General features: G+C 60.6%; 19 protein-coding genes and 2 riboswitches. Of the genes, 11 read left to right on the forward strand and 8 right to left on the reverse strand.

The annotated features are described in order from the left end of the window. Positions 1-100: 100 nt before the first annotated feature. The gene (locus AC1DIJ_RS08365; RefSeq protein WP_112385899.1) at positions 101-394 is read right to left on the reverse strand and encodes a YMGG-like glycine zipper-containing protein; all 294 of its coding nucleotides are present in this window, start codon (positions 392-394) and stop codon (positions 101-103) included. 28 nt (positions 395-422) lie between these two features. Further along, positions 423-578, reverse strand: a complete 156-nt coding sequence (locus AC1DIJ_RS08370; protein ID WP_112385898.1) for a DUF3309 family protein — start codon at positions 576-578, stop codon at positions 423-425. A gap of 729 nt (positions 579-1,307) precedes the next feature. Here AC1DIJ_RS08370 and AC1DIJ_RS08375 point away from each other — a divergent pair. The 5 genes from AC1DIJ_RS08375 to AC1DIJ_RS08395 all read left to right on the forward strand — a co-directional run bounded on the left by AC1DIJ_RS08375 (position 1,308) and on the right by AC1DIJ_RS08395 (position 7,543). Continuing rightward, a complete protein-coding gene (locus AC1DIJ_RS08375; protein WP_112385897.1) occupies positions 1,308-4,394 on the forward strand; it encodes a helicase-related protein in 3,087 nt (1,028 codons plus the stop codon). A gap of 3 nt (positions 4,395-4,397) precedes the next feature. Next, entirely contained in the window at positions 4,398-4,802 is a 405-nt protein-coding gene (locus tag AC1DIJ_RS08380; protein ID WP_112385896.1) for an RNA-binding S4 domain-containing protein, read from the forward strand. A 193-nt stretch (positions 4,803-4,995) separates the two neighbouring features. Further along, positions 4,996-5,334 carry a ferredoxin FdxA gene (fdxA, locus tag AC1DIJ_RS08385; protein ID WP_112385895.1) on the forward strand — a complete coding sequence of 113 codons (339 nt, stop codon included), beginning with the start codon at positions 4,996-4,998 and terminating at the stop codon, positions 5,332-5,334. A 397-nt stretch (positions 5,335-5,731) separates the two neighbouring features. After that, the gene (locus AC1DIJ_RS08390; protein ID WP_112385894.1) at positions 5,732-6,304 is read left to right on the forward strand and encodes a CarD family transcriptional regulator; all 573 of its coding nucleotides are present in this window, start codon (positions 5,732-5,734) and stop codon (positions 6,302-6,304) included. A gap of 375 nt (positions 6,305-6,679) precedes the next feature. After that, positions 6,680-7,543, forward strand: a complete 864-nt coding sequence (locus tag AC1DIJ_RS08395) for an RNA polymerase factor sigma-32 (protein ID WP_112385893.1) — start codon at positions 6,680-6,682, stop codon at positions 7,541-7,543. Positions 7,544-7,597: 54 nt separating this feature from the next. On the opposite strand, the gene AC1DIJ_RS08400 is transcribed toward AC1DIJ_RS08395, so the two are convergent. The 5 genes from AC1DIJ_RS08400 to AC1DIJ_RS08420 form a co-directional block, all read right to left on the reverse strand. Further along, on the reverse strand, positions 7,598-9,142 hold the full coding sequence (locus AC1DIJ_RS08400; protein WP_112386067.1) for a M48 family metalloprotease: 1,545 nt from the start codon (positions 9,140-9,142) through the stop codon (positions 7,598-7,600). Between the two features lie 252 nt (positions 9,143-9,394). Continuing rightward, entirely contained in the window at positions 9,395-10,105 is a 711-nt protein-coding gene (locus AC1DIJ_RS08405; protein ID WP_112385892.1) for a thiamine ABC transporter ATP-binding protein, read from the reverse strand. Further along, positions 10,092-11,729 (reverse strand): thiamine/thiamine pyrophosphate ABC transporter permease ThiP, encoded by a 1,638-nt coding sequence (gene thiP / locus AC1DIJ_RS08410; RefSeq protein WP_112385891.1) that lies wholly within the window; start codon positions 11,727-11,729, stop codon positions 10,092-10,094. Before thiP ends, AC1DIJ_RS08405 begins: the two co-directional genes overlap by 14 nt. Continuing rightward, a complete protein-coding gene (gene thiB / locus AC1DIJ_RS08415) occupies positions 11,729-12,751 on the reverse strand; it encodes a thiamine ABC transporter substrate binding subunit (protein WP_112385890.1) in 1,023 nt (340 codons plus the stop codon). The genes thiP and thiB overlap by 1 nt, the downstream gene beginning before the upstream one ends. Before the next feature lie 48 nt (positions 12,752-12,799). Next, positions 12,800-12,914: riboswitch (TPP riboswitch) on the reverse strand. Between the two features lie 54 nt (positions 12,915-12,968). Continuing rightward, positions 12,969-14,504, reverse strand: a complete 1,536-nt coding sequence (locus AC1DIJ_RS08420; protein ID WP_477831373.1) for an MDR family MFS transporter — start codon at positions 14,502-14,504, stop codon at positions 12,969-12,971. Positions 14,505-14,619: 115 nt separating this feature from the next. Here AC1DIJ_RS08420 and AC1DIJ_RS08425 point away from each other — a divergent pair, with 115 nt between their 5' ends. The 4 genes from AC1DIJ_RS08425 (at position 14,620) to AC1DIJ_RS08440 (ending at position 18,398) form a co-directional block, all read left to right on the forward strand. Next, the gene (locus AC1DIJ_RS08425; RefSeq protein WP_112385889.1) at positions 14,620-15,147 is read left to right on the forward strand and encodes a MarR family winged helix-turn-helix transcriptional regulator; all 528 of its coding nucleotides are present in this window, start codon (positions 14,620-14,622) and stop codon (positions 15,145-15,147) included. Positions 15,148-15,195: 48 nt separating this feature from the next. Continuing rightward, positions 15,196-15,846 carry a thiamine diphosphokinase gene (locus AC1DIJ_RS08430; RefSeq protein WP_112385888.1) on the forward strand — a complete coding sequence of 217 codons (651 nt, stop codon included), beginning with the start codon at positions 15,196-15,198 and terminating at the stop codon, positions 15,844-15,846. A 3-nt stretch (positions 15,847-15,849) separates the two neighbouring features. After that, positions 15,850-17,673, forward strand: a complete 1,824-nt coding sequence (locus AC1DIJ_RS08435) for an ABC-F family ATP-binding cassette domain-containing protein (protein ID WP_112385887.1) — start codon at positions 15,850-15,852, stop codon at positions 17,671-17,673. Positions 17,674-17,774: 101 nt separating this feature from the next. Then, positions 17,775-18,398: a hypothetical protein gene (locus tag AC1DIJ_RS08440; protein WP_112385886.1), complete on the forward strand. Its 624-nt coding sequence runs from the start codon at positions 17,775-17,777 to the stop codon at positions 18,396-18,398. Between the two features lie 4 nt (positions 18,399-18,402). Here the strand turns inward: AC1DIJ_RS08440 and AC1DIJ_RS08445 are convergent, their stop codons facing one another. Then, a complete protein-coding gene (locus AC1DIJ_RS08445; RefSeq protein ID WP_112385885.1) occupies positions 18,403-20,241 on the reverse strand; it encodes an ABC transporter ATP-binding protein/permease in 1,839 nt (612 codons plus the stop codon). 146 nt (positions 20,242-20,387) lie between these two features. After that, a riboswitch (SAM riboswitch) is annotated at positions 20,388-20,465 on the forward strand. A gap of 65 nt (positions 20,466-20,530) precedes the next feature. Here AC1DIJ_RS08445 and metA point away from each other — a divergent pair. Together metA and AC1DIJ_RS08455 are read left to right on the forward strand one after the other, a co-directional pair. Then, positions 20,531-21,454, forward strand: a complete 924-nt coding sequence (metA, locus tag AC1DIJ_RS08450; RefSeq protein WP_112385884.1) for a homoserine O-acetyltransferase MetA — start codon at positions 20,531-20,533, stop codon at positions 21,452-21,454. A gap of 137 nt (positions 21,455-21,591) precedes the next feature. Then, complete coding sequence (locus tag AC1DIJ_RS08455) at positions 21,592-22,614, forward strand: aldose epimerase family protein (protein ID WP_112386065.1); 1,023 nt, start codon at positions 21,592-21,594, stop codon at positions 22,612-22,614. Positions 22,615-22,695 lie beyond the last annotated feature (81 nt).

The following is a 22,695-nucleotide window of genomic DNA, read 5'->3' on the forward strand; positions in this document are numbered from 1 at the left end:
AAGCGCCGAGGTTCCGGGAGTTCACTCACCGGGATCTAGCGCAAACGGTTGAAACAAAAACGGGCGCCAAGGCGCCCGTTTTCAAAAGATCAGTCTATTGTTAGCAGCGAACGCGGCGCGTTGAGCCGTTCGAGTAGGCAACGTAGCAACCGTAGCGGTCACGATAGACGCGCTGGCCCGAATAGCGGCCATTGCGCTGATCGACCGAGTTACCGACTGCAGCGCCAACCAGGCCGCCTGCAACGGCGCCGACGGCTGCGCCGCCCCAGCTGTTGGAAACCGCACCGCCAATAAGGGCGCCAGAGCCAGCGCCGATTGCGGTGCCCTGCTCAGTTGCCGTGCACGATGCAAGCGCACCCACGAGTGCTGCAACGAGAACAACCTTCTTCATCATGACTTACAACTCCCCAGTTACATGGCCTTTAGATGCGGCCCATCAGGACAAGGATAATGATAATGACGAGAACTAGCCCCAAACCGCCAGAAGGTCCATAGCCCCAAGCGCGGCTGTAACCCCAATTCGGCAGAGCGCCGATCAAAAGCAGAATAAGGATAATAAGAAGTATCGTACTGAGCATGTTTTCTGTCCTTCAACTCACCGCGAGTTACGAATGGACAATAAACACGGTAGCCGGGTTTTTGTTCCCGGCTAAACTTATGTGCGTGCAATTTCAGGATGGAGTTTTCTTGATGGTGCCGGAACTTATATTCTGCGGGACGGCATAAACGCGTCAGGCTCAAAAAGGTTCCGTTGTTCCGCAGAAAATTTTAACGAAACATCAAACTCAGGGCGGAAAGTGTTAATGGCGCCCGATTTTCAATGCTGATCCTGCAATCAAGGAGGCTGCATATAGCGCCCGTTCGCGCAGTTCATCAATATGCAGTGGCGAACAAAAGCGGAATTTGCGGCTGTCGGCGATTCGTCTGTGATTCGTTCCGGCTTTGACCCGAAGGTTAATTCTGTGGTTTTCGGGGTTTTCCGTCTTTGCGGTTGACGCTGGATGAAAAGAGGCCGTCCAAGACCGCCTGCTGCAAATTGCCGGATTCCGGTGATTCAGCATCTAGTGGGAAAAGCTGATTCAAAACCAATACTTAGCCGTGAACAAAAGCTGAATCACCGCGAGTCTGCGATTCGTCGCTGATTCGTTCTCAAGCTGTTCCGAATCTCAAAACAGAGGCTTAGCGCCGCTTGTTGAATCAAATTAGCAGCGCATTCGCATCATCCGGCTCTTGCGTTTGCCGGTTGCCCTGTCCATGTGTTGTCTGCTGACTTGACCCTGGGGCTCCCCGCCTCACTTGCATGGACCATGACACTGAATTCGCAGCCGATGATACTGAGTGGGCGCGGTGTGACCGCGGTGCTCGGGCCGACCAATACCGGCAAGACGCATTACGCCATCGAGCGCATGGTCGCGCATGGCACCGGCGTGATCGGTCTGCCGCTGCGCCTTCTGGCGCGCGAGGTCTATAGCCGGGTCGTCGAGAGGGTCGGTGTGCAGAACGTGGCATTGGTCACCGGCGAGGAAAAGATATCGCCGCCGCATGCGCGCTTCTCGGTCTGCACTGTCGAGGCGATGCCGCGCGAAACCAAGGCGGCCTTCGTCGCGATCGACGAAGTGCAGCTCGCTGGAGATCTTGAGCGCGGGCACATCTTCACCGATCGCATCCTGCATCTGCGCGGCCGCGACGAGACGCTGCTGCTCGGCGCCGGCACGATGCGCCCCATTCTCCAGCAGCTACTGCCCGGAATTACCGTCATCGAGAGGCCGAGACTGTCGCAGCTGCTCTATGCCGGGCAGAAGAAGATTACCCGGCTGCCGCAGCGCTCGGCGATCGTCGCCTTCTCGGCTGACGAAGTTTACGCGATCGCCGAACTGATCCGGCGCCAACGCGGTGGTGCGGCCGTTGTCCTTGGTGCGCTCAGCCCGCGGACGCGCAATGCCCAGGTGGCGCTCTATCAGGCGGGCGATGTCGAATATCTGGTCGCCACCGATGCGATCGGCATGGGGCTCAATCTCGACGTCGATCATGTCGCCTTCGCGCAAGACCGGAAATTCGACGGCTACCAGTTCCGCAATCTCAATCCCGCAGAACTTGGCCAGATCGCCGGGCGTGCCGGCCGCCATGTTCGCGATGGCACCTTCGGCGTCACCGGGCAGGTCGCGCCTTTTGGTGATGAACTGGTGCAGCGGATCGAGGCGCACGAGTTCGACAACGTCAAGGTTCTGCAGTGGCGGACCAAGGAATTCGACTTCGCCTCGATACAATCGCTGCGCGCAAGCCTGGAAAAGCCACCGAGCGTCCAGGGGCTGACGCGATCCCTGCCTTCGGTCGATCAGCAGGCGCTGGAACATCTTTCGCGCTATCCGGAAATTATTGATCTTGCGACCAAGCCGGAAAGGGTTGAAAAGCTATGGGAAGCTTGTGCGCTGCCCGATTACCGGCGCATCGCACCGGCCCAGCATGCCGATCTGATCTCGACCCTCTTTTCTGATCTCGTCCGCCGTGGCACGGTGAACGAAGATTTCCTCGCGGAGCAGGTGCATCGTGCGGACCGGACGGACGGTGAAATCGACACGCTTTCGGCGCGAATCGCGCAGATAAGAACCTGGACCTATGTGTCGAACCGGCCCGGTTGGCTTGCCGATCCGACACACTGGCAGGAAAAGACGCGGGAAATCGAAGATCGATTGTCCGATGCGTTACATGAAAGGTTGACGAAACGCTTTGTTGATCGCAGGACATCTGTGCTCATGAAGCGCCTGAGAGAGAATGCGATGCTGGAAGCTGAAATCAGTGTGAATGGTGATGTCTTCGTGGAGGGACATCATGTGGGTCAGTTGAGCGGTTTCCGCTTCACGCCCATCGGTGGAACGGATGGACCGGACGCCAAGGCCGTACAGGCTGCTTCACAAAAGGCGCTTGCTCTGGAATTCGAAGCGCGCGCTGCGCGCATGCATGCTGCCGGCAATGGCGATCTGGCGATCAGTGCCGATGGCCTTGTGCGCTGGCTCGGCGATCCCGTGGCGCGGCTTTCGGGCAGCGACCACATCATGCGGCCGCGGGTGATCCTGCTTGCTGACGAGCAGTTGACCGGAAATGCGCGCGATCATGTCGCCGCCCGCGTCGAGCGCTTCGTCAATCATCATATCAGCACGGTGCTTAAGCCGCTTGACGATCTGTCGCGCGCCGAAGACCTGCAGGGCCTGGCAAAGGGTCTGGCGTTCCAGCTCGTCGAGAATCTCGGCGTACTGTTCCGCCGCGACGTCGCCGACGACGTCAAGTCGCTGGATCAGGATGGCCGTGCCTCAATGCGCCGCTACGGCGTGCGGTTTGGCGCTTACCACATCTTCGTTCCGGCACTTCTGAAGCCGGCGCCCGCTGAATTGATCACGCTCCTCTGGGCGCTGAAGAACGACGGTCTCGACAAGCCTGGCTATGGTGACCTCATTCCGGTTCTGGCGGCTGGACGTACGTCTGTCGTCACCGATCCGAGCTTCGAGCGCACCTTCTACAAGCTTGCCGGTTTCCGTTTCCTTGGAAAACGGGCTGTTCGTATCGACATCCTCGAGCGGCTTGCCGATATCATCCGTCCGCTGCTGCAGTGGAAGCCGGGTCAGGCAAACCGTCCCGAGGGTGCCTATGACGGCCGCCGCTTTACGACGACGACCGCAATGCTCTCCATCCTCGGCGCGACGCTCGAGGACATGGAAGAGATCCTCAAGGGTCTCGGTTACCGTGCGGATGCCGTGAAGGCCGAAGAGGCTGCCGCCCATCTTGCCACGCAAGATGCGTCGGCTGCACCGGCCGCGAGCGAGGCACCAGCCGAAGAAGCATCCGACAAGGCCGATCACGACGATGCGGATGGTGCTGAGGAAGCACCTGCAGAAGCACCCGCTGCCGAGGCTGCGCCTGTTGCTGCCGAAGCGCCTGCTGAAGCTGCCGAAGTGACAGCCGAAAGCGGCGAACCGCAGGAGCCGAAGCCGGTTCTGCTGTGGCGCCTCGGCGGCCGCAACGACAACCAGCGCCCGGTGCGCAACCACGGCGAACGCCGCGGCGGCGAGCGCCAGCAGGGCAACCGTCGTCAGGGCGGCGCGACCGAAGGCGCTGAAGGCAACAACCGCGGCGAAGGCAATCGCGAAGGCCGCGATGGCAACCGCCAGCAGCGCGGCCGCGATGGCGGCAAGCCGCATCAGGGCCGTGGCGATCGCAACGAACAGCGTGGCGACCGTCAGGATCGTGGTGACCGGAAGGATCGCAACGACCGCAACAACAACCGTGGCGGCGCCCAGCCGCTGCGCTTCGAGGCCAAGCCGCCGCGCAAGGAGAAGCCGATCGATCCGGATTCGCCCTTCGCCAAGCTCGCTGCCTTGAAGGAGCAGATGAAGAAGTAATCGATGGGCGGGGAGACACAGCCAGCAAGCGGTTCGCGCCAGCGCATCGACAAGTGGCTGTTCTTCACGCGCATGGTGAAATCCCGCTCCCTGGCGCAAAGCCATGTGCAATCAGGGCACGTTCGCATCAATGGCGAACGTGCCATCCAGCCCAGCCAGACAGTCAAGGTGGGCGATCGCGTCGAGCTGCAACTCGATCGCCGGGACGTCGTCCTCCTTGTCAAACTGCCGGGCGAGCGGCGGGGGCCTTTCGAAGAGGCGCAGCGCCTTTACGAGAACATCACGCCGCCTGAAGATGAGACGAAACGTCTCACCGCCTACGAGCAGGCGATCCGCGGCGCGGGGGCAGGACGGCCGACAAAGAAAGAGCGGCGGGCAATCGACAGGCTCCAGTCGGGCGAGGATTAGAAAACTCTGTCTGCGCCGCCGGTTTTTGAAGATGGATAATCCTTGAAATCAGGCTGTAAAGCCGATACGTCACAATCAACTCGCCGGACTGCGTTCTTGCCTCCCAAGCCAGTCAACGCTGCTCCTCCGGCACAGGGAAAGACGCGACGTTCCAGGTTCGTCTCCCCGCTCGCGTGAAATCCTGGAGTTTTTCATGACCTATGTCGTGACCGACAATTGCATTCGCTGCAAATATACCGACTGCGTGGAAGTCTGCCCGGTCGACTGCTTTTATGAAGGCGAGAATTTCCTCGTCATCCATCCCGACGAATGCATAGACTGCGGCGTTTGCGAACCCGAATGTCCTGCCGAGGCGATCAAGCCGGATACCGAGCCGGGTCTCGACAAATGGCTCAAGATCAACGCTGAATATGCCAGCGTCTGGCCCAATATTACCGTCAAAAAGGACTCGATGCCCGAGGCCAAGGAAATGGACGGCGAGACCGGCAAATTCGAGAAGTACTTCTCCGAAAAGCCCGGTTCAGGCGACTGAAGCCAAGCCGCTGAAATCCGCCTGAAATCGGGTTCAGAAGGCGCTTAAACGTTTCAAGTGATGCTTCACTAATATGTGAGCCATGTGTTGCCCGCATGACTCACACGCACCAAATTATTGATTTCCTCATATTTTTGTGATAGGTTCTAGAGACTGACCCATTTGAGGCACGAGGCGTGCCCAAAACCATCACGAAAGCAAATTAAATCCGTACGCGGTTTCCGTGACATATCAACGAGTTGAGCTGTCCGATCGTTAATCGCGTGCACGAATTTCTTTGCTTATGTCTGGTGGGACCAGAGTGAAGTCACCCGACGGGAATTCTACCGTCTCATCCGGGCCTGACTGACCCGGCTCCGGCCGCCGCCGGAAGCGTAACAGGGAGTTTTTGATTAGTATGACGACCCAGCAGAAAAAACCTTCAGCAGCTCGCCACGGCTTCAAGACCGGTGAATCGATCGTGTACCCCGCTCATGGCGTCGGTACCATCACCGCTATCGAAGAGCAAGAAGTTGCCGGCATGAAGCTCGAACTTTTCGTTATCGATTTCGAAAAGGACAAGATGCGTCTGAAGGTTCCGGTCGCAAAGGCGATGAGCATCGGCATGCGCAAGCTGTCGGAAACCGACTTCGTTGAGCGCGCGCTCAAGGTTGTGCAGGGCAAGGCTCGTGTCAAGCGTACCATGTGGTCCCGCCGTGCGCAGGAATATGATGCCAAGATCAATTCCGGCGACCTGATTTCCATCGCAGAAGTCGTGCGCGATCTCTATCGTGCCGAAAACCAGCCGGAGCAGTCCTATTCCGAGCGTCAGCTTTATGAAGCTGCCCTCGACCGTATGGCTCGCGAAATCGCTGCCGTGAACAAGATGTCGGAAACGGAAGCCGTCCGTCTCGTCGAGACCAACCTCAACAAGGGTCCGAAGCGCGGCAAGGCAATCGAAGAAGACGACTCCCAGGACGAAGCCGCATAATAGCACTTTGTTTTTCCTTGCAAAAAACCCGGCCTTCGAGCCGGGTTTTTTATTGGAACTTTTTCCGCGCTGACGCGTTTAAATCTCGTAAGTGCGGACAAAAAACCGGTGGAGCCCACCGTTCGTCCGCTGGTTTGAACGCTGGACGAGGAGTGGGTCATGGCTTCCACATTTTGCCGGAACGGCAACTTGAAGAATCAGATCCTGCCTGACCGTCTGACCGGTACTTGTTGAAGAGATAGGGCCTCCTCCTGAAAAGTCCAGGAGAGAGGCCTTTTGCATTCGAGAGCTGAATTTGATCCGGGCGGCGACGTTCTGGAAACCAACCTTCGTTGTTTTTTGTTTGGGCGCGAGGCCTGATTTTAGGAGACCGATATGAGGAACATGTCTGCAGACCGGCGCATGATCAAAATTGCGATGGCGGCTCCCTATCTTGCCCGCGAGGAAGAGCATCAGCTGGCGATCCGCTGGAAGGACAATGACGACCGCGGCGCGCGCAACCAGATCGCCATGGCGCATATGCGTCTTGTCATCTCAATGGCCGGCAAGTTCCGCAATTTCGGCCTGCCGATGAGCGATCTCGTCCAGGAAGGGTATGTCGGTCTGCTTGAAGCTGCAGCGCGGTTCGAGCCCGAACGCGAAGTGCGGTTTTCGACCTATGCCAGCTGGTGGATCCGTGCCTCCATCCAGGATTATATCCTGCGAAACTGGTCGATCGTTCGCGGCGGCACAAGCTCGGCGCAGAAGGCGCTGTTCTTCAACCTTCGCCGGTTGCGCGCCAAGCTGGCGCGTGGCGACACCCAGCTGACCGTGCAGTCGATTCATCAGGAAATCGCTGCTGCGCTCGGCGTCAGCCTTGCGGACGTGCAGACGATGGATGCGCGGCTCTCGAGCAACGATGCGTCGTTGCAGGCGCCTTCGGTCTCCGGGGACGCCGACAGTGCCGAGAAGATGGATTTCCTCGTCAGCAACGAGCCGCTGCCGGACGAGCAGGTGACGAACATGATCGACGGCGAGCGCCGCCGCGTCTGGCTGGCCTCGGCGCTGACGCATCTCAACGAGCGCGAGATGAAGATCATCAGTGCACGGCGCCTGGCCGAAGACGGGGCGACTCTCGAAGAGCTCGGCGCCGATCTCGGAATTTCGAAGGAGCGGGTACGCCAGATCGAGAGCCGGGCGATGGAAAAGTTGCGCAGCGCGCTTGTCAGCGCCGATCCGCATATGGCCGCCTACGCCTGAAAGTAGTCTTTACTCCCAGAAGCACAGACTGGCCCGGTTCGCACCGGGCCTTTTTTATTCGGCGATGATTTTCACGCGGTCGCCGGGTGCAACGGACGCGCCCATCGGCAGGGCGTTGATCAGCTTGAAAAGGTCGAGCTTGCGATCGGTGCCCATCATCCGGGCCGCGAGCGTGGTAATGTTGTCGCCGGCACGTACCGTGACGACGCGGATGCGCAGCGGCTTCAGCGACGACATCTCGTCCGGCGTCATGCGGCGGAAGCTTGCTCTCAGCACGTCCGCCGTCTGCTGCAGCGCTGTGCTGCCCTTCGGTACGGCCGTCAGGAAACGGAAGATCTGCTGGTTGTTGCGGATGACGGTTACGTCGAAATCCCAGCGATCGGCGCTGGCGCGGGCGGTTGCGGCTTCCATGCCGTTGATTGTCGTCGGCTGGATCGTCGACGGGTCGAGGCCGGTCACCCAGCCGCTTGAGATGTAGTTCGTCAGGCTCTGGTTGTTGCTGTCGGCCACGCCGTCGAAGCGGATCGCGACATCGCCCGGGCCGGTCGCCATGACGGCTTCGACCTTGTTGTCGATGGTGAAATCGGGCGGTACGTCGAAGCGGATGCCGAGGCCGCCATGCAGGAAGGTCTGGCCGCGCACATAGCCCTCTTCCGGGCTGTCGCCGTAGAGCAGGCCGTCGATGCCATCGAGATAATAGTCACGGCCCTTATCGCCGACCTTGCCTTCCTGGCCGAAGGCGCGGGCGTGGTCACGCGCAAGCTCGATGCGCTGGGCCGAATTCGGGTGGCTCGACAGGAAGTCGAGGCTCTGGTCGGCGTCGGGATCGGCCGACATGAAGCGGCTGTAAGCGGCCATGCTGTCAAGGAAGCGTGCCGCCGAGTAGGGATCGTAGCCTGCCTCGCCCAGCATGCGCACGCCGATCACGTCGGCCTGCAGTTCCTGCTGGCGGGAGAAGGCGGCGAGACGCAGCTTGCCGCGGGCGAGCGCCTGCTTGCCGGCGATATCGCTCGACAGGACTTCGGCAACCACGCGACTGGCAATGACTTCCGCCTCTTCGCGCTTCTGGCGCTCGATGCCGTGGTTCGCGGTCACGTGGCCCATCTCATGCGATAGGACGGCAGCGACTTCGGAAGCGTCGTTGGCGAGCGCCAGCAGGCCGCGGGTCACATAGAGGTAGCCGCCCGGAAGCGCGAAGGCATTGATCGCCGGCGAATTCAGGATGGTGATGCGGTAGGACTGGCTCGGATTTTCGGAAACCGCCGTCAGGGCGCCGGCAATGCGGGCGACAAGCCGCTCGGTCTTGGCATCCTTGTATTCGCCGCCATAGCTGGCGACGATGCGCGGATGCTCCCGGGCACCCATCGCGGCGCGCGGGTCGTTCTTCTGGACCTCATCGACGATCTGCGGATTTGACGAGGGGGAAACCGTCGGCTGGTAGGACTGTTCGATGATTGACTGACAGCCGTTGAGAGCCATGGCAGCTGCCGTCAAAAGCAGCGCATGCCGTCCCCGTTGACGCAAAGCGGATAGCACGTTCCTGGAAGGCGCGGGTCTCGTCCACGTCGTCATGCTGTCCAGTCTGGCTCTCCGAATCATCTTGCTTTTCGGCCGGCTCGCCAAATGTTCGATCCGGCCACTTCCAACGGGGTTCAACAGGCGTCCATCCCGCTTCTCGCATTGCACAACGGGGGAACAGACGTCATTGCTGTAGCTGATTTCCGCATCGGTTGCATAGCGAGACTCTGCGTAATTATGGCGCCGTTGTAATTTAGCAAGCTTAGCGTGGTTAAGGAGTTCTTTCGCTCCGATGAAATTGTGGCGAAAGTGCCATCGCGGCGTGGATATTCGTCAGCCCTGCAGAAATTGCCGCAATGCGGGCGTGCTCTGATCAGCCAGATATTCGCTCAACGGCGCGGCGAGCGCAATCGCGCCATGGTCGATGAAAACGCCATATTGTGCAATGCGGCGAACCTCATCGGGGTCATGTGAAACGATGATGACGGTCGCTCCGGTCTCGCGCTGCATTGCCGTCAGAAGCTCCGCCATTCCGTTGCGCAGGCTGGGGTCGAGGGCGGCAAAGGGTTCGTCGAGAAGCAGGATCGGCCGCTTGCGGACGAGGGCGCGGGCAAAGGCGGCGCGCTGCCGTTCGCCGCCGGAAAGCGTTGCCGGAAGCCTTTTTTCGAAGCCAGTCAGGCCGACCTGAGCCAGCGCGGCCGAGATGCGGCTGCGGTCCGCCGGTGTGAGCTTCAGGGCCGGATTGATGCCCAGCCCGACATTGGTGAAGATATCGAGATGAGCGAAGAGATTGTTGTCCTGAAAGATAAGCGAGACGGGCCGCTCGGCCGGGTGACTGCCGGTAACATCATGTCCGGCGAGCAGAACGCGGCCGCTCTCCGGCGTCTCGAAACCCGCCAGCAGATTGAGGAAGGTCGATTTGCCGGCGCCCGATGGGCCTGTCACGGCAATGATCTGGCCGCGGGGCAGCGTGCAATCGAAATGGAAGGCGTGGCTGCCGAGCGTCAGGCGAACGTTCTGCATGGTGATATCAGCGGCCGTCATCGGCACCATGTCCTCGCACCTGGCCGGATGTTCCGGCGATCGTCAGCAATAGGCAAATGACGCCGAGGATCAGCGCAAGGCCATCGGCATCGTTGGTTCTGTAGCTTCCCATGCGGCTGTAGACCAGCCATGGAAGCGTGACAAAGCTATCGGATCCGAACATGGCGACAGCGCCGAGATCGCCGAGCGACAGCGCCATGGCGAAAGACAGGGCGGTCAGCAACGGCTTGCGCAGCCCCGGCCAGTCGATGAGCCGCAGCCGCGCCTGGCCGGTTATGCCGAGGCTTGCCGATAGGCGCGCGGTGCGCCGCTGATGGACGAGATAAGCCGGTTCGAGCACGCGCATGACGAAGGGCAGGGCCATCAGCATATTGATCAGGACCACAAGGACAGGCGCAAAAACAGAGGCGTCGCCGAATGGCCTGAGCGCCATGAACCAGCCGGTCGCAAGAACTACGGGAGGCGCCAGCAGCACCATTGACGAGGCTCCGCCTATCGCGGCGTAGAGGGCGCGGCTGCCGCGCTTGGAGCGCTTGTCTGCGCTGATGGTCTGGCGGGCGCGGATCAGGGCTGCTGACACGACAAGGGCCAATGTGGCGGCGGAAAGGGATATGCCGCAGCTCATCGCTGCGGCCTGCCAGAAGACCGGCTCGCCGACCAGCTTCGGGAGGTCGGCTCTCAGGCCGGCTACCAACACGGAGAGCAATGGCGAGATTAGAAAAGCCGTGGCGAGAGCGAGGAGCAGGCCATCTGACAGTTTTGCCATTGGCATTCTGCCATCGAAACGCATGGAGTGGCGTCCGGCGGTCAGCCCTTCATCACGGCTGGCGGGGAGAAACGACATGGCGCCGAGGATGAGGCCGGTCAGGGCAATCTGCAGCAAGGACAGAGCTACCGCTCGGCCCGGGTCGAAATCGAAACGCAGCGACTGGTAGATCGCCACCTCGATCGTCGTTGCCGCTGGTCCGCCGCCAAGCGTCAGTACCAGCGTGAAACTGGTGGCGCAGAGCATGAAGATCAGCCCAGAAATGCCGGGGATCAGGCCGCGGATCGCCGGCCATTCGATGAAGCGGAAAACGGCGCGCGGGCGCATGTCGAGATTGCTTGCCATCAGCCAGTATTCGGAGGGCAGTCTCTCCAGACCGGCGAGCATCAGTCGGCATGCCAAAGGCAGATTGAAGAAGACGTGGGCGAGCAAGATGCCGGTCAGTCCGTAGATGGTGACGGGTTCGGACAGGCCGAGCTTGAGCAATGCGGTATTGAGCACGCCCTGCCGTCCCCAAATGCCGATCAACCCAAGCGCGCCGATCAGAACGGGCAGTCCCATCGGCACGGCCATCAACCGGATGATCCAAATACGGCCAGGAAAGTTAGGTTGCCGGGCAAGTGCCCGCGCGACGGGCAGAGCCAGGATAACGGAGAGCAAGGTCGAAAGGACGGCTTGCAGCAGCGTGAAGCGAAGGACGCGGAGAATGTAGGAATCCGAGATGATGCCGGCGAACGCATTGCTGCCGCCGGAGGCAGCAAGCGAGATGGCGGCGATGCCGATGAAAAGCAGGATGGCGGCGATGCCGATTGCCCCTCCCACCAGCGCATTTCGCCGCTCCGCCGCCGTCTGCAGCATCAGTTCATGCTCATGGCTGCCAGCCACTCGTCGATCCACGCCTTGCGTTTTTTGGCGACTTCATCCGGGCTCATCAGGAAGGTCTTGGACGGATTGACCAGCTTGCCGAAGGCATCCGGCAGCGGCGTGGAGGTGGCCGCAACAGGCATCATCCAGTTGTTGGTCGGGATCGTGTCCTGGAAACCCGGTGTGACCATGAATTTCAGGAAGTCACGAGCAAGATCCTTGTCAGGAGCGTTCTTAAGCAGGCCGGCGACCTCGATCTGGATATAGTGACCTTCGGAGAAAGCGGCGGCCTGATAGCGATCGGTATTCTCGGCGACCATGTGATAGGCTGGTGAGGTCGTGTAGGACAGTACCATCGGCGCCTCGCCCTTGGTGAACAGGCCATAGGCTTCAGACCAGCCGGGCGTCACCGTCAGGATGCGGCTCTTGAGCTTCGTCCATGCTTCGGGCGCCTTGTCGCCATAGACGGACTTCACCCAGAGCAGCAGGCCAAGGCCGGGCGTCGAGGTGCGCGGATCCTCGATGACGATCTTTTGCGATGGGTCGCCATCGACCAGTTCCTGCATGCTTTTCGGCGGGTTCTTGATGGTCTGCGTGTCGTAGATGATGGCGAAGTGGCCGTAGTCATAGGGAACGAAGACATCGTCCTTGAAGTCGCCGGGCACCTTGAGAGCGCTGGTATCGACGCCGCTTACGTCGAACAGGCCGGTATCCTTGGCTTCGGTGATCAGGTTGGTATCGATGCCGAGCACGACGTCGGCCTTGGTCGAGGCGCCTTCGAGCTTGAGGCGGGAGAGAAGCGCCACGCCATCGGCGACGCTGACGAAATTGACCGTGCAGGCGCAGGTCTTCTCGAAGGCTTCCTTGACCTTGGGGCCGGGGCCCCATTCCGAGGTGAAGCTCTCGTAGGTGTAGACCGTCAGCGTCTTGTCCGCGGCCTGCGCCTGCGACAGAGTGACGGTTGCGGCAAGGAAAGCCGTGGCGAATGATGCGATCAATGGTTTGCGGCCGGGCATGGCGCGCCTCCTCCTAAAAAGTTGTGTCATGGGGAAAAGGGCGGTGCCTGGTGTCACGCGTCTAATCCCTCCGCCGGTGTTAGCCGGATCAGGTTCCGCGGGTTGGCTTGAAAGCCTCTCAGCCAGATATCCTTGCGGATACAGGGCACCCCGTTAGAGCGTTGGCAGATGTATAGCGATGAAGGCTTTATGACAAGGGCGCAGCGCGCCCTTGCTTTTACTCGGCGGCTTCGGCCGCCGCGGCCGCGTTCTTGGTCTCGCCGTGGCGCGGCAACTGGACCGGTTTCAGCGAAAGCGCTGCAATCAATCCAATCAAAGCAAAGGCGCAGGAGGTCATGAATAGCGGCGTGAAGGCGCTGGCATAGGCATCGGCGACAGCCTGGCGGCTGGCTTCCGGGAGGGCTGCCATCATCTTTGGCGTCAGCTGCTCGATATCGGCAACGCCCGGAATGGAGACGCCGACTTTTGCAAGCTGCGAGCCGATGATGGCGCCATAAATCGAGATGGCGATCGATGCGCCACCCATGCGTGACAACGTGACGGAGCCGGTGGCGGCGCCGACGTCACGCGCCGGAGCGGCGTTCTGGACGCCGATCACAGGCACCTGCTGCGACAGACCGATGCCGATGCCGTGCAGCATCATCAGCAAGCCTATAATCGGCAGCGGCGTACCGGCATGGACCTGCGTCAGGAGTGCAAAGGCCACAGCGCTGCAGGAGAGGCTGGCGATGGCGAAGGGCTTGTAGCGTCCGGTGCGCGAGATCATGCGCCCGGCAAAGAGCGAGCCGCAGACGAGGCCGCCGGTCAACATGACGAAGAGCAGGCCGGCATGCGAGGGCGACAGGCCCGTGGTCGTCTGCAGGAACAGCGCGAAGTAATTGGCCATGCCGATAGCGATGCCACCGCCGGTAATCGACATGATCAGGAAAAGCGGGAAGGTCGGGTTGCGGAACAGCGACAGCGGCACGATCGGTTCGGCGGCGCGGCGCTCGACGAAGACCCAGGCGATGGCGCAAAGCGCGCCGATACCGATGATCCCCAGGCTCTGCGGCGCCAGGATCGAGCCGAACAGTTCGCTGCCATCGGCCATCAGCACGATGCTCGTCGTCGTCATCGCCAGCAGAAGGGCGCCGGCATAGTCGATCTTCGGACGGCGGTGCGGTTTGCGGTAGGGTAGCATCAGCGCGAGGCCGATCAAGACAAGGAAACCGATCGGGACGTTGACGARGAAGATCGAGCGCCAGCCGAAGAGATCGCTCATCATGCCGCCGAGAACGGGGCCGATGGCGCTCGAGGCCATCAGCACCAGGCTGGAATAGCTCTGGTAGCGGGCTCGTTCGCGCGGCTCGAAGAGATCGGCATTGACGGCGAAGATCGATACCATGATGCCGCCGCCGCCCAGGCCCTGGAGCACGCGGGCGGCGATCAGCGTGTTCATCGAGACGGCGAGACCACAAACGGCGGAGCCGACGGTGAAGATCGCGATTGCGGTCATCATCACGTATTTGCGGCCGAAGAGGTCACCGAGCTTGCCATAGACGGGCATGACGGCGCTCAGCGACAGCAGATAGGCGGAGCCGATCCAGCCGAAGCGTTCGAGGTGGCCGAATTCGCCGACGATGGTCGGCAGCGCCGTCGAGACGATCTGATTGTCCAGCGTTGCCATGAACATCGCGGTCATCAGAAACAGGAAGAGAATAAGCCTGCGGCGGGGATCCGTCACGAGCGGCTGGGAGGCAAGCTGCATATCCATGAAGACAGTTCCAATCTTGATCGCCAATTTATGTGACAAAAGCATATAAATGTCAATGACACCAGAATGACGCAGGCATATTTCCTTCGCGCAAGCCTTCTGTTATGCTCGGCGCATGAACGAGAAACCCGCCCGCATTCACGAGCTTGATCCGCTGTCACTGGAGAACGAAAGCGTTTCCAGCATCGGCCAGAGCATGACACGCATGAAGCTGATGACCGGGCGCCGGCTGATCGGGCGTCTGGCAATCCAGAGCGTGGCGCCGGATCTCGAACTCTCGCACCTCGATGTTCTTGACGCCGTGCGCCGTGCGCAGCCGGCCGATGAAGTGACGGTCGGGATGATTGCAGAAATGCTGCGGATCGATCCGTCTCGCGCCAGCCGCGTGGTCGCCGACATGGTCAGCCGTAACATTCTTCGCCGTGAAGCATCGCAGGCCGATGCGCGGCGCATCGTCGTGGTGATGACACCGATCGGCCAGCGGTTGCTGTCGGAAATCCGGGCGCAGAAGCTGTCGTTGATCACCGAAATCCTCGACGGCTGGAGCGACACGGACGTCGATGCCTTCGCAGCACTCTATGAGCGCTTCATCGACGGTTATGAAAAAGCCTTCGAACGGCGCGATAAGGGCACTCCCGGTTAAGCCCCGCCCCTTTCCCTCGACCCCTGCTTTGCGCTATGGGCATTGCCCATGACCCAGACGACCTTCACGATCCTGCTCGGCGGCGAGCTGACGCCGACAGAGCGGCTGCGCAGTGCGATTGCCGGCAGCCGGTTCATCGCGGCCGATGGCGGCATGCGCCATGCGGCAGAGCTCGGCGTCGTGCCGGAGCTCTGGGTGGGCGATTTCGATTCCACCGCACCGGATCTCGAAGGTGCGTTTCCGGGTGTGCCGAAGCAGCCCTATCCCGCGGCCAAAGCCTCGACGGATGGTGAGATCGCCGTTTCGGAAGCGATAGCCCGCGGTGCGAAACGGCTGATCCTTGCCGGTGCGCTGGCGGGGGAACGGTCCGATCATGCGCTTCAGCATCTCCTTTATGCCGTCAGCCTCGCCGAACAGGGCATCGACCTGTTGCTCACTTCGGGGCTGGAGGAAGCGGTTCCGCTTCTTTCAGGTTCCATCGAGCTCGACCTGCCGAAGAACAGCCTGTTCTCGGTTCCCGGTTTCAGCGAATTGCGCGGTCTCTTCATCGAAAACGCGCGCTATCCGCTCTCGGATTTCCATTTGCCGTTCGGCTCGTCGCGTACCATTTCCAATGTGGCAGAAGGCAAGGTTCGGTTCACGCTCGGCAGTGGCCGCGCGATCGTCCTTGCCCGCCCCTATGACCTTTCCGGAGTCTGATCCTTGGCGCCTCCCATTCTCAAACTGGACGACATCTTTCTGAGCTTCGGCGGCGCGCCGTTGCTGGCGGGCGCAAGCCTGCAGGTGGAGCCCGGCGACAAGATCTGCCTCGTCGGCCGCAACGGTTCCGGCAAGTCGACGCTGCTGAAGATCGCTGCCGGCATCGCCGAAGCGCAATCCGGCGAGGTGTTCCGTCATCCCTCCTCGACGGTCCGGTATCTTGAGCAAGCGCCTGATTTCGGAAGTTTTGCAACGGTGCAGGCCTATGCCGAGGCCGGGCTTGGGCCGGGCGACGATCCCTATCGTGTCACCTATCTTCTGTCGCATCTCGGCCTCACCGGCGAGGAAGACCCGAAGAACCTTTCTGGCGGCGAAGCCCGCCGCGCAGCACTTGCCCGCGTCATGGCGCCGGAGCCGGATATCCTGCTGCTCGACGAGCCGACCAACCATCTCGACCTGCCGACCATCGAATGGCTGGAAGGCGAGCTGCAGAAGACGCGCAGCGCCCTCGTGCTGATTTCGCATGACCGACGCTTCCTCGAAAAGGTCTCGACGGCCACCGTTTGGCTCGATCGCGGCACGTCGCGGCGTCTGGATCGTGGCTTCGGGCATTTCGAAGTCTGGCGCGATCAGGTGCTGGAGGCCGAGGAGCTGGAACAGCACAAGCTCGGCAAGGCGATCGAGCGTGAAGAGCATTGGCTGCGCTATGGCGTTACCGCGCGCCGCAAGCGCAACATGCGCCGTCTCGGTGAGCTGCACACCATGCGCTCGCAATATCGCGGCCACAAGGGTCCGCAGGGCAGCGTCCAGGCGAGCGTTTCGGATGCGCAGGAATCCGGCAAGCTGGTGATCGAGGCAGACAAGATCACCAAGACATATGGCGAGCGGCCGATCGTCACGCCGTTTTCTATTCGCGTGCATCGCGGTGATTGCATCGGCCTCGTCGGCCCGAACGGCGCCGGCAAGACGACGCTGCTGAAGATACTGACTGGCCAGTTGGCGCCCGACAGCGGCACCGTGAAGCTCGGCACCAATCTAGAAATCGCAACGCTCGATCAGAAGCGCGAGGAACTCAACCTCGACGACACGCTGGCAAATTACCTGACCGATGGCCGCGGCGAAAACCTGCTCGTCAATGGCGAGCAGCGCCATGTGACCGGCTACATGAAGGAATTCCTGTTCCAGCCGGAGCAGGCGCGCACACCGATCAAGAACCTCTCCGGCGGCGAACGTGCCCGTCTCATGCTGGCCCGAATCCTGTCGCGGCCGACAAACCTGTTGATCCTCGACGAGCCAACCAACGACCTCGATATTGAAACGCTCGACCTGCTGCAGGAAATCGTCGCCGGCTTTCCCGGCACGGTCATTCTCGTCAGCCACGACCGTGACTTCCTCGACCGCACCGTGACCTCGACGATTGCGCCTGCCGTTCCGGATGCACCTGATGGCCGGTGGATCGAATATGCCGGCGGCTATTCCGACATGATGGCCCAGCGGAAAGGCGCTCTGGATGAGCGTCGCAGGGCGGAGAAGGCCGCCGAAAAGGTGAAGGCGGAGGCTTCGCCCTCTGCCGAGGCGCCGAAGGGTAAGGGCAAGCTTTCGTTCAAGCAGAAGTTCGCACTCGAGAACCTGCCGAAAGAAATGGCCAAGGCTGAGGCTGAGATCGCCAAGCGCGAAGCGAAGATGGCCGATCCGAACCTGTTCACCAAGGACCCGGCGACCTTCAACAGGCTTGCCGCGGAGATGGAAAAGCTGCGCGACAGCGTGACGAAGATGGAAGAGGAATGGCTTGAGCTGGAAATGCTGAGGGAGGAGATCGAAGGCTGAGTCTCACGTTTCCTTGATTCGCCGGTGTCCCGGTGCGGCTCTAGAGTCCGCTCCGGCAGCCGGGGGATATGCCTGCTATCGTGGCGACAAGGAATAGTCATATGTCTCGCAAGCTTTCTTCCGCATTTCTGACGGCGCTCGCCGCCGCAGCCATCAGCTTTTCAGCCGTTCAGTCCAGCCAGGCCGACGATACGCAGCGTGTCCGCATTCGCGGCATCGTCGAGAGCCTCAACGGCGATGTGCTGACCATCAAGACCCGCGACGGAACCGACCAGTCGATCGCCATGCAATCGGGCTTCCGGGTTGGTGGCATCCAGCGGGCGGCCGTCGATGACATCAAGCCGGGCGATTTCGTTGGCGTCGGCTCGATGCCGAAGGGCAGCGGGCCGAATGACGCGCTGCAAGTGATGATCTTCCCGGCATCGATGAAGGGTACCGGCGAGGGCAACCGCCCCTGGGACGCCAAGCCGAATACCGAGATGACCAATGCGACCGTCAGCACCGCCGTCAAGGCGGTCAACGGCAAGACGATCACGCTGACCTATCAGGGCAAGGAAAAGACCATCGCCATCCCTGATGGCACACAGGTCGTCACCATCGCTTCGGCGACCAAGGACGATCTGAAGCCAGGCGCCGCGGTGATCGTCAATGCCGAAAAGGCTGCCGATGGCAGCGTCTCCTCGAAACAGGTCTCGGTCGGTCTCAGCGGCGTTCAGCCGATGTAATTCGCTAGATAACCGGTGCCGCCGCGGGGCGGCCGGTGCCGGTTTTCGGCGGTGGCGGCGGTTCTTCGGTCTTGGAGGCTATCGCTTCCAGATGGAGGACCTTCGGCTTCAGAATCTCCATGTAGATTTCCGAACGGCCGATATAGATCATCGATGTTTCCGGCAGCGCCGTCAGAAGATTGGTCAGCGTCGACTGCCATTCCGGCTCCAAGCCTTCGAGCACTTCGTCGAACACCACCCAGCGCGGGCGAACCAGCAGAAGGCGGGCAAAGCCGATGGCCTTCTGTTCGTCGGCATCCAGAACCTTGTCCCAGCGCGCCCGCGTGTCGAGGCGGCTTATCAGTTGACGCAGCCCGGCTTTCTCCAGAGCTGCCTCGATATCCTCGTTCTTGTAGGAGCCGGCCGGTTCGGGGAAGGAGAGCGCCTCGCGCAGCGTGCCGCCGGGGATATAGGCGACCTGGGGGACGAACAGGATGTCGTCTGAGGGCGGCAGGCCCATCGTGCCGCTGCCGCAGGGCCAGAGGCCGGCCATCGCCTGGAAGAGAAGCTTCCGATTGACGTTGTGATCGCCGTTTATCATCACCTTCTCGCCGGCCTTCAACGTCACATCGGGCTCGTGCAGGCGGAAGCCGCCGCATTGATCGACCTCTTCGCCCAACTTGGCGGCGATGGTGACGTTCTTCATCACAAGCCTGTCCGCGGCGGTGTCTTCGTAGGCGATGACGTTCTTCGGATTGAGCGGTTCATCCATGTGCTCAAGCGCATGGCGGAAATCGGTGACGCGGTTCAGCGTCGCGCGCCATTCGGCGATCGGGCCGAAATTGGCGACATACCAGCGCAGCGCCGTATTGACCTGGTTGAAGGCGCCGACCGACATCATCAGCTCACCGAAGGTCAGGCCGCCGGAGAAATAGGCGGGCGCGGCGACGATGATCGGTATGACGATGACCAGCCAGCCGTAACCGGCCGAAACCCAGGTCAGGTTGGTATTGGCCATGGTCAGCCGCTTGAGCACGGCGAGAACCGTGCTGATATCGGTGTTGATGCGCTGGCGCTCGTTTTCCTCGCCTCTGGCGACGGTAATCGCCGGCATGTTCTCGTTGGCGTGCATCAGCGAGAAGCGGAGTTCGGCTTCCTTGGAGAAGCGCTCGGCGTTGATCGGCACCAGCTTTCTGCCGACGATCTGGCTGAGGATCGACGCCGACGCGGCATAGAAGACGGCGGCCCAGACCATGTAGCCGGGGATGGCGAAGGAATAGGTGCGGAAGTGGAAGACGAAGCCGCTCGACAGCTCCCAGAGCACGCCGATGAAGCTGACGAGCAGGATCGTCGACTGGATGAGGCCGAGAACGAGGCCGGTGGTGCTTTCGGCAAGGTTGCGGGCGTCCTCATGCAGGCGCTGGTCCGGATTGACGCCGATCAGCCCGCTCGAGGCCAGCCGCAGGGCCCGCTTGTGCTTCAGCCATTGATCGACGAGATCGCGGGTCAAGCCCTCGCGCATATAGAGCGCCGTCATCTGGTTCAGCCAGGCCTGGCCGACATTGAGAAGCAGCAGGGACCCGGCGATCAGGCCGAAAATCTGAAGCTGATGGAAGAACTCGCCGACATCGCGCCGTTGCAGCGAATCATAGAACGGCGCGTTCCAGCGGTTGAGAACGACCTGACCGTAGGCCGTCGCCAAGATGACGAACATAAGGATGGCGGCGAGAGACAGGATCTTGCCGCGCACTTTCGAAGCCCAGAAGGCTAAAAACATCAATTTGAGGCGATAGCCGAGGCTGAGATCGTATCCGACCCTATCTTGCCGCTGGCCGACAGCCCCGCCTTTGGCGTCGTCCGTCATCATGCATTCCTGTACAGCATCATCCCTGATTAACATGGTAGCGCGTGCTGTCCATCAACAGATTCTACCAGTCATTAATGCGTGAGTTACCTAGCTCAAAGTGCAGGTTGCGAATCACGATTGATTCGCGGCGCTGTCAGCGCTATCTAGAGGATCGTGGTGATTTGGCCGGCCGGCTTGCAGCCACGTTAAATAAGTCGCTAAAGGGCCGCGTGCGGACCGGTAGCGATTCTTTTTTCGCCACCGGTTTTTTTATTTGCCGGTTGTCCTGTTCGATCGAGTGAATGCAATGCCCATCAAGATTCCTGACACGCTGCCCGCTTTCGAAACCCTCGTTCAGGAGGGTGTGCGGGTGATGACTGAGACAGTGGCTATCCGCCAGGATATCCGCCCGCTTCAGATCGGGCTTCTCAATCTCATGCCGAACAAGATCAAGACCGAAGTGCAGATGGCGCGCCTTGTCGGCGCCTCGCCGCTGCAGGTCGAGTTGTCGCTGGTCAGGGTCGGCAACCACAAGGCCAAGAATACCTCGGAAGACCATCTGCTGGCCTTCTACCAGACCTGGGAAGAGGTGAAGCATCGCAAGTTCGACGGCTTCATCATCACCGGCGCGCCGATCGAGCTGATGCCCTTCGAAGACGTCAACTATTGGAGCGAGATGCAGGACATCTTCGAATGGACGAAGACCAACGTGCATTCGACGATGAATGTCTGCTGGGGTGCGATGGCGGCGATCTATCACTTCCACGGCGTTCCCAAGCATGAGCTGAAGGAGAAGGCATTCGGCGTTTACCGCCACAAGAACCTGAAGCCGTCCTCGGTCTATCTCAACGGTTTCTCGGATAATTTCGAGATTCCGGTGTCGCGCTGGACGGAAGTGCGTCGCGGCGACATCGAGAAGGCGCAGGGTCTCGAGATCCTGATGGAATCAAACGAGATGGGCGTCTGTCTGGTTCAGGAAGAGGCGAGCAAACGCCTCTACATCTTCAACCATGTCGAATACGATTCGACGTCGCTGTCGGACGAATATTTCCGCGACGTGAATGCTGGCGTGCCGATCAAGATGCCGCACAACTACTTCCCGCATAATGATCCGGCGCTGCCGCCGCAAAATCGCTGGCGCAGTCATGCACATCTGCTGTTCGGCAACTGGATCAATGAAATCTATCAGACGACGTCCTACGACCTCAACGAGATCGGCACGAAAATCTGACGGCTTATCAATCTGTTGATGCTATGCCGCTGCCTTTGCCGCAGCGGCATTTCTTTTTTGGCATTGGCAGTTGCGGTTCGCGGCAAATGGGGGCAGTTTCGCTGCCGGATGCGAACAGATTTCAGGACGATGGTATAATGGCGGAAGAGCTCAAGCGGGAAGTTTTCGGAACGACGAAAGACGGAGAAACCGTCTATCGCGTCGAGATCAAAGGCGGCGGTCTGACGGCGAAGATCATGAGCTGGGGCGCTGTCATCCAGGATCTCAGGCTCGACGGTCACGACGCCCCGCTGCTTCTCGGCTTCGACAATTTTGCCGATTATCCGTCCTACTCCTCTTATTTCGGTGCGACGCCCGGGCGCTGCGCCAATCGCATCGGCGGCGGCAAGTTCACGCTCGACGGCAAGGCCTATCAGCTGGAGCTCAACGAAAAGGGAGTCTCACATCTGCATGGTGGCAGCGATAACATTGCCAAGCGCAACTGGACGATCGTCGAGCATGCCGTGGATCGCGTTGTCCTGAAGATCGTCGATCCCGACGGCCGCGCCGGCTATCCGGGCAATTGCACGATCCAGGCCACCTATCGGGTTCACGGTAACGGCGAGTTCTCGATCGTCTATGAATCGACGTCCGACCAGCCGACACTTGCCAATGTCTGCCAGCACGCCTATTTCAATTTGGACGGCCGCGATGACGCGCTTGGCCACGATATCATGATCGCGGCCGATCACTATCTGCCGACCGACGAGCGGCAGATCCCGACCGGGGAACTGCGCCCAGTCGATGGCACGGCTTTCGATTTCCGCGAAATGGCGCCGATGAAGCGTTTTGAAGGTTCGGAACAGGCGCTCTACGATCATAATTTCTGCCTGTCGAAGGAGCGTGTCGCCAAGCGCTCCGTCGTGCTGGCCCGCAGCCTCAATTCCGGCGTGTCGATGGAAGTGCGCACGACCGAACCGGGCGTGCAGTTCTATGCCGGCTTCAAGCTGAATGTCGCCGTGCCAGGTCTCGATGGCCGCAAGTACGGACCGTTCGCCGGCTTCTGCCTGGAGACCCAGGTCTGGCCGGATGCGATCAATCACGAGGGCTTCCCGAATGCCGTTCTGCGGCCGGGCGAGGTTCTGCGGCAGGAAACGGATTACATCTTCACCAAGAACTGACGCGTTCGATTTGATCGCTGGTTTTGCGAACCCTCGTGATCCGTCACGAGGGTTTCTTTTTTGCGGCGTAGATTCAGCTTG

This window comes from Rhizobium sp. 10N427, from assembly GCF_056394605.1.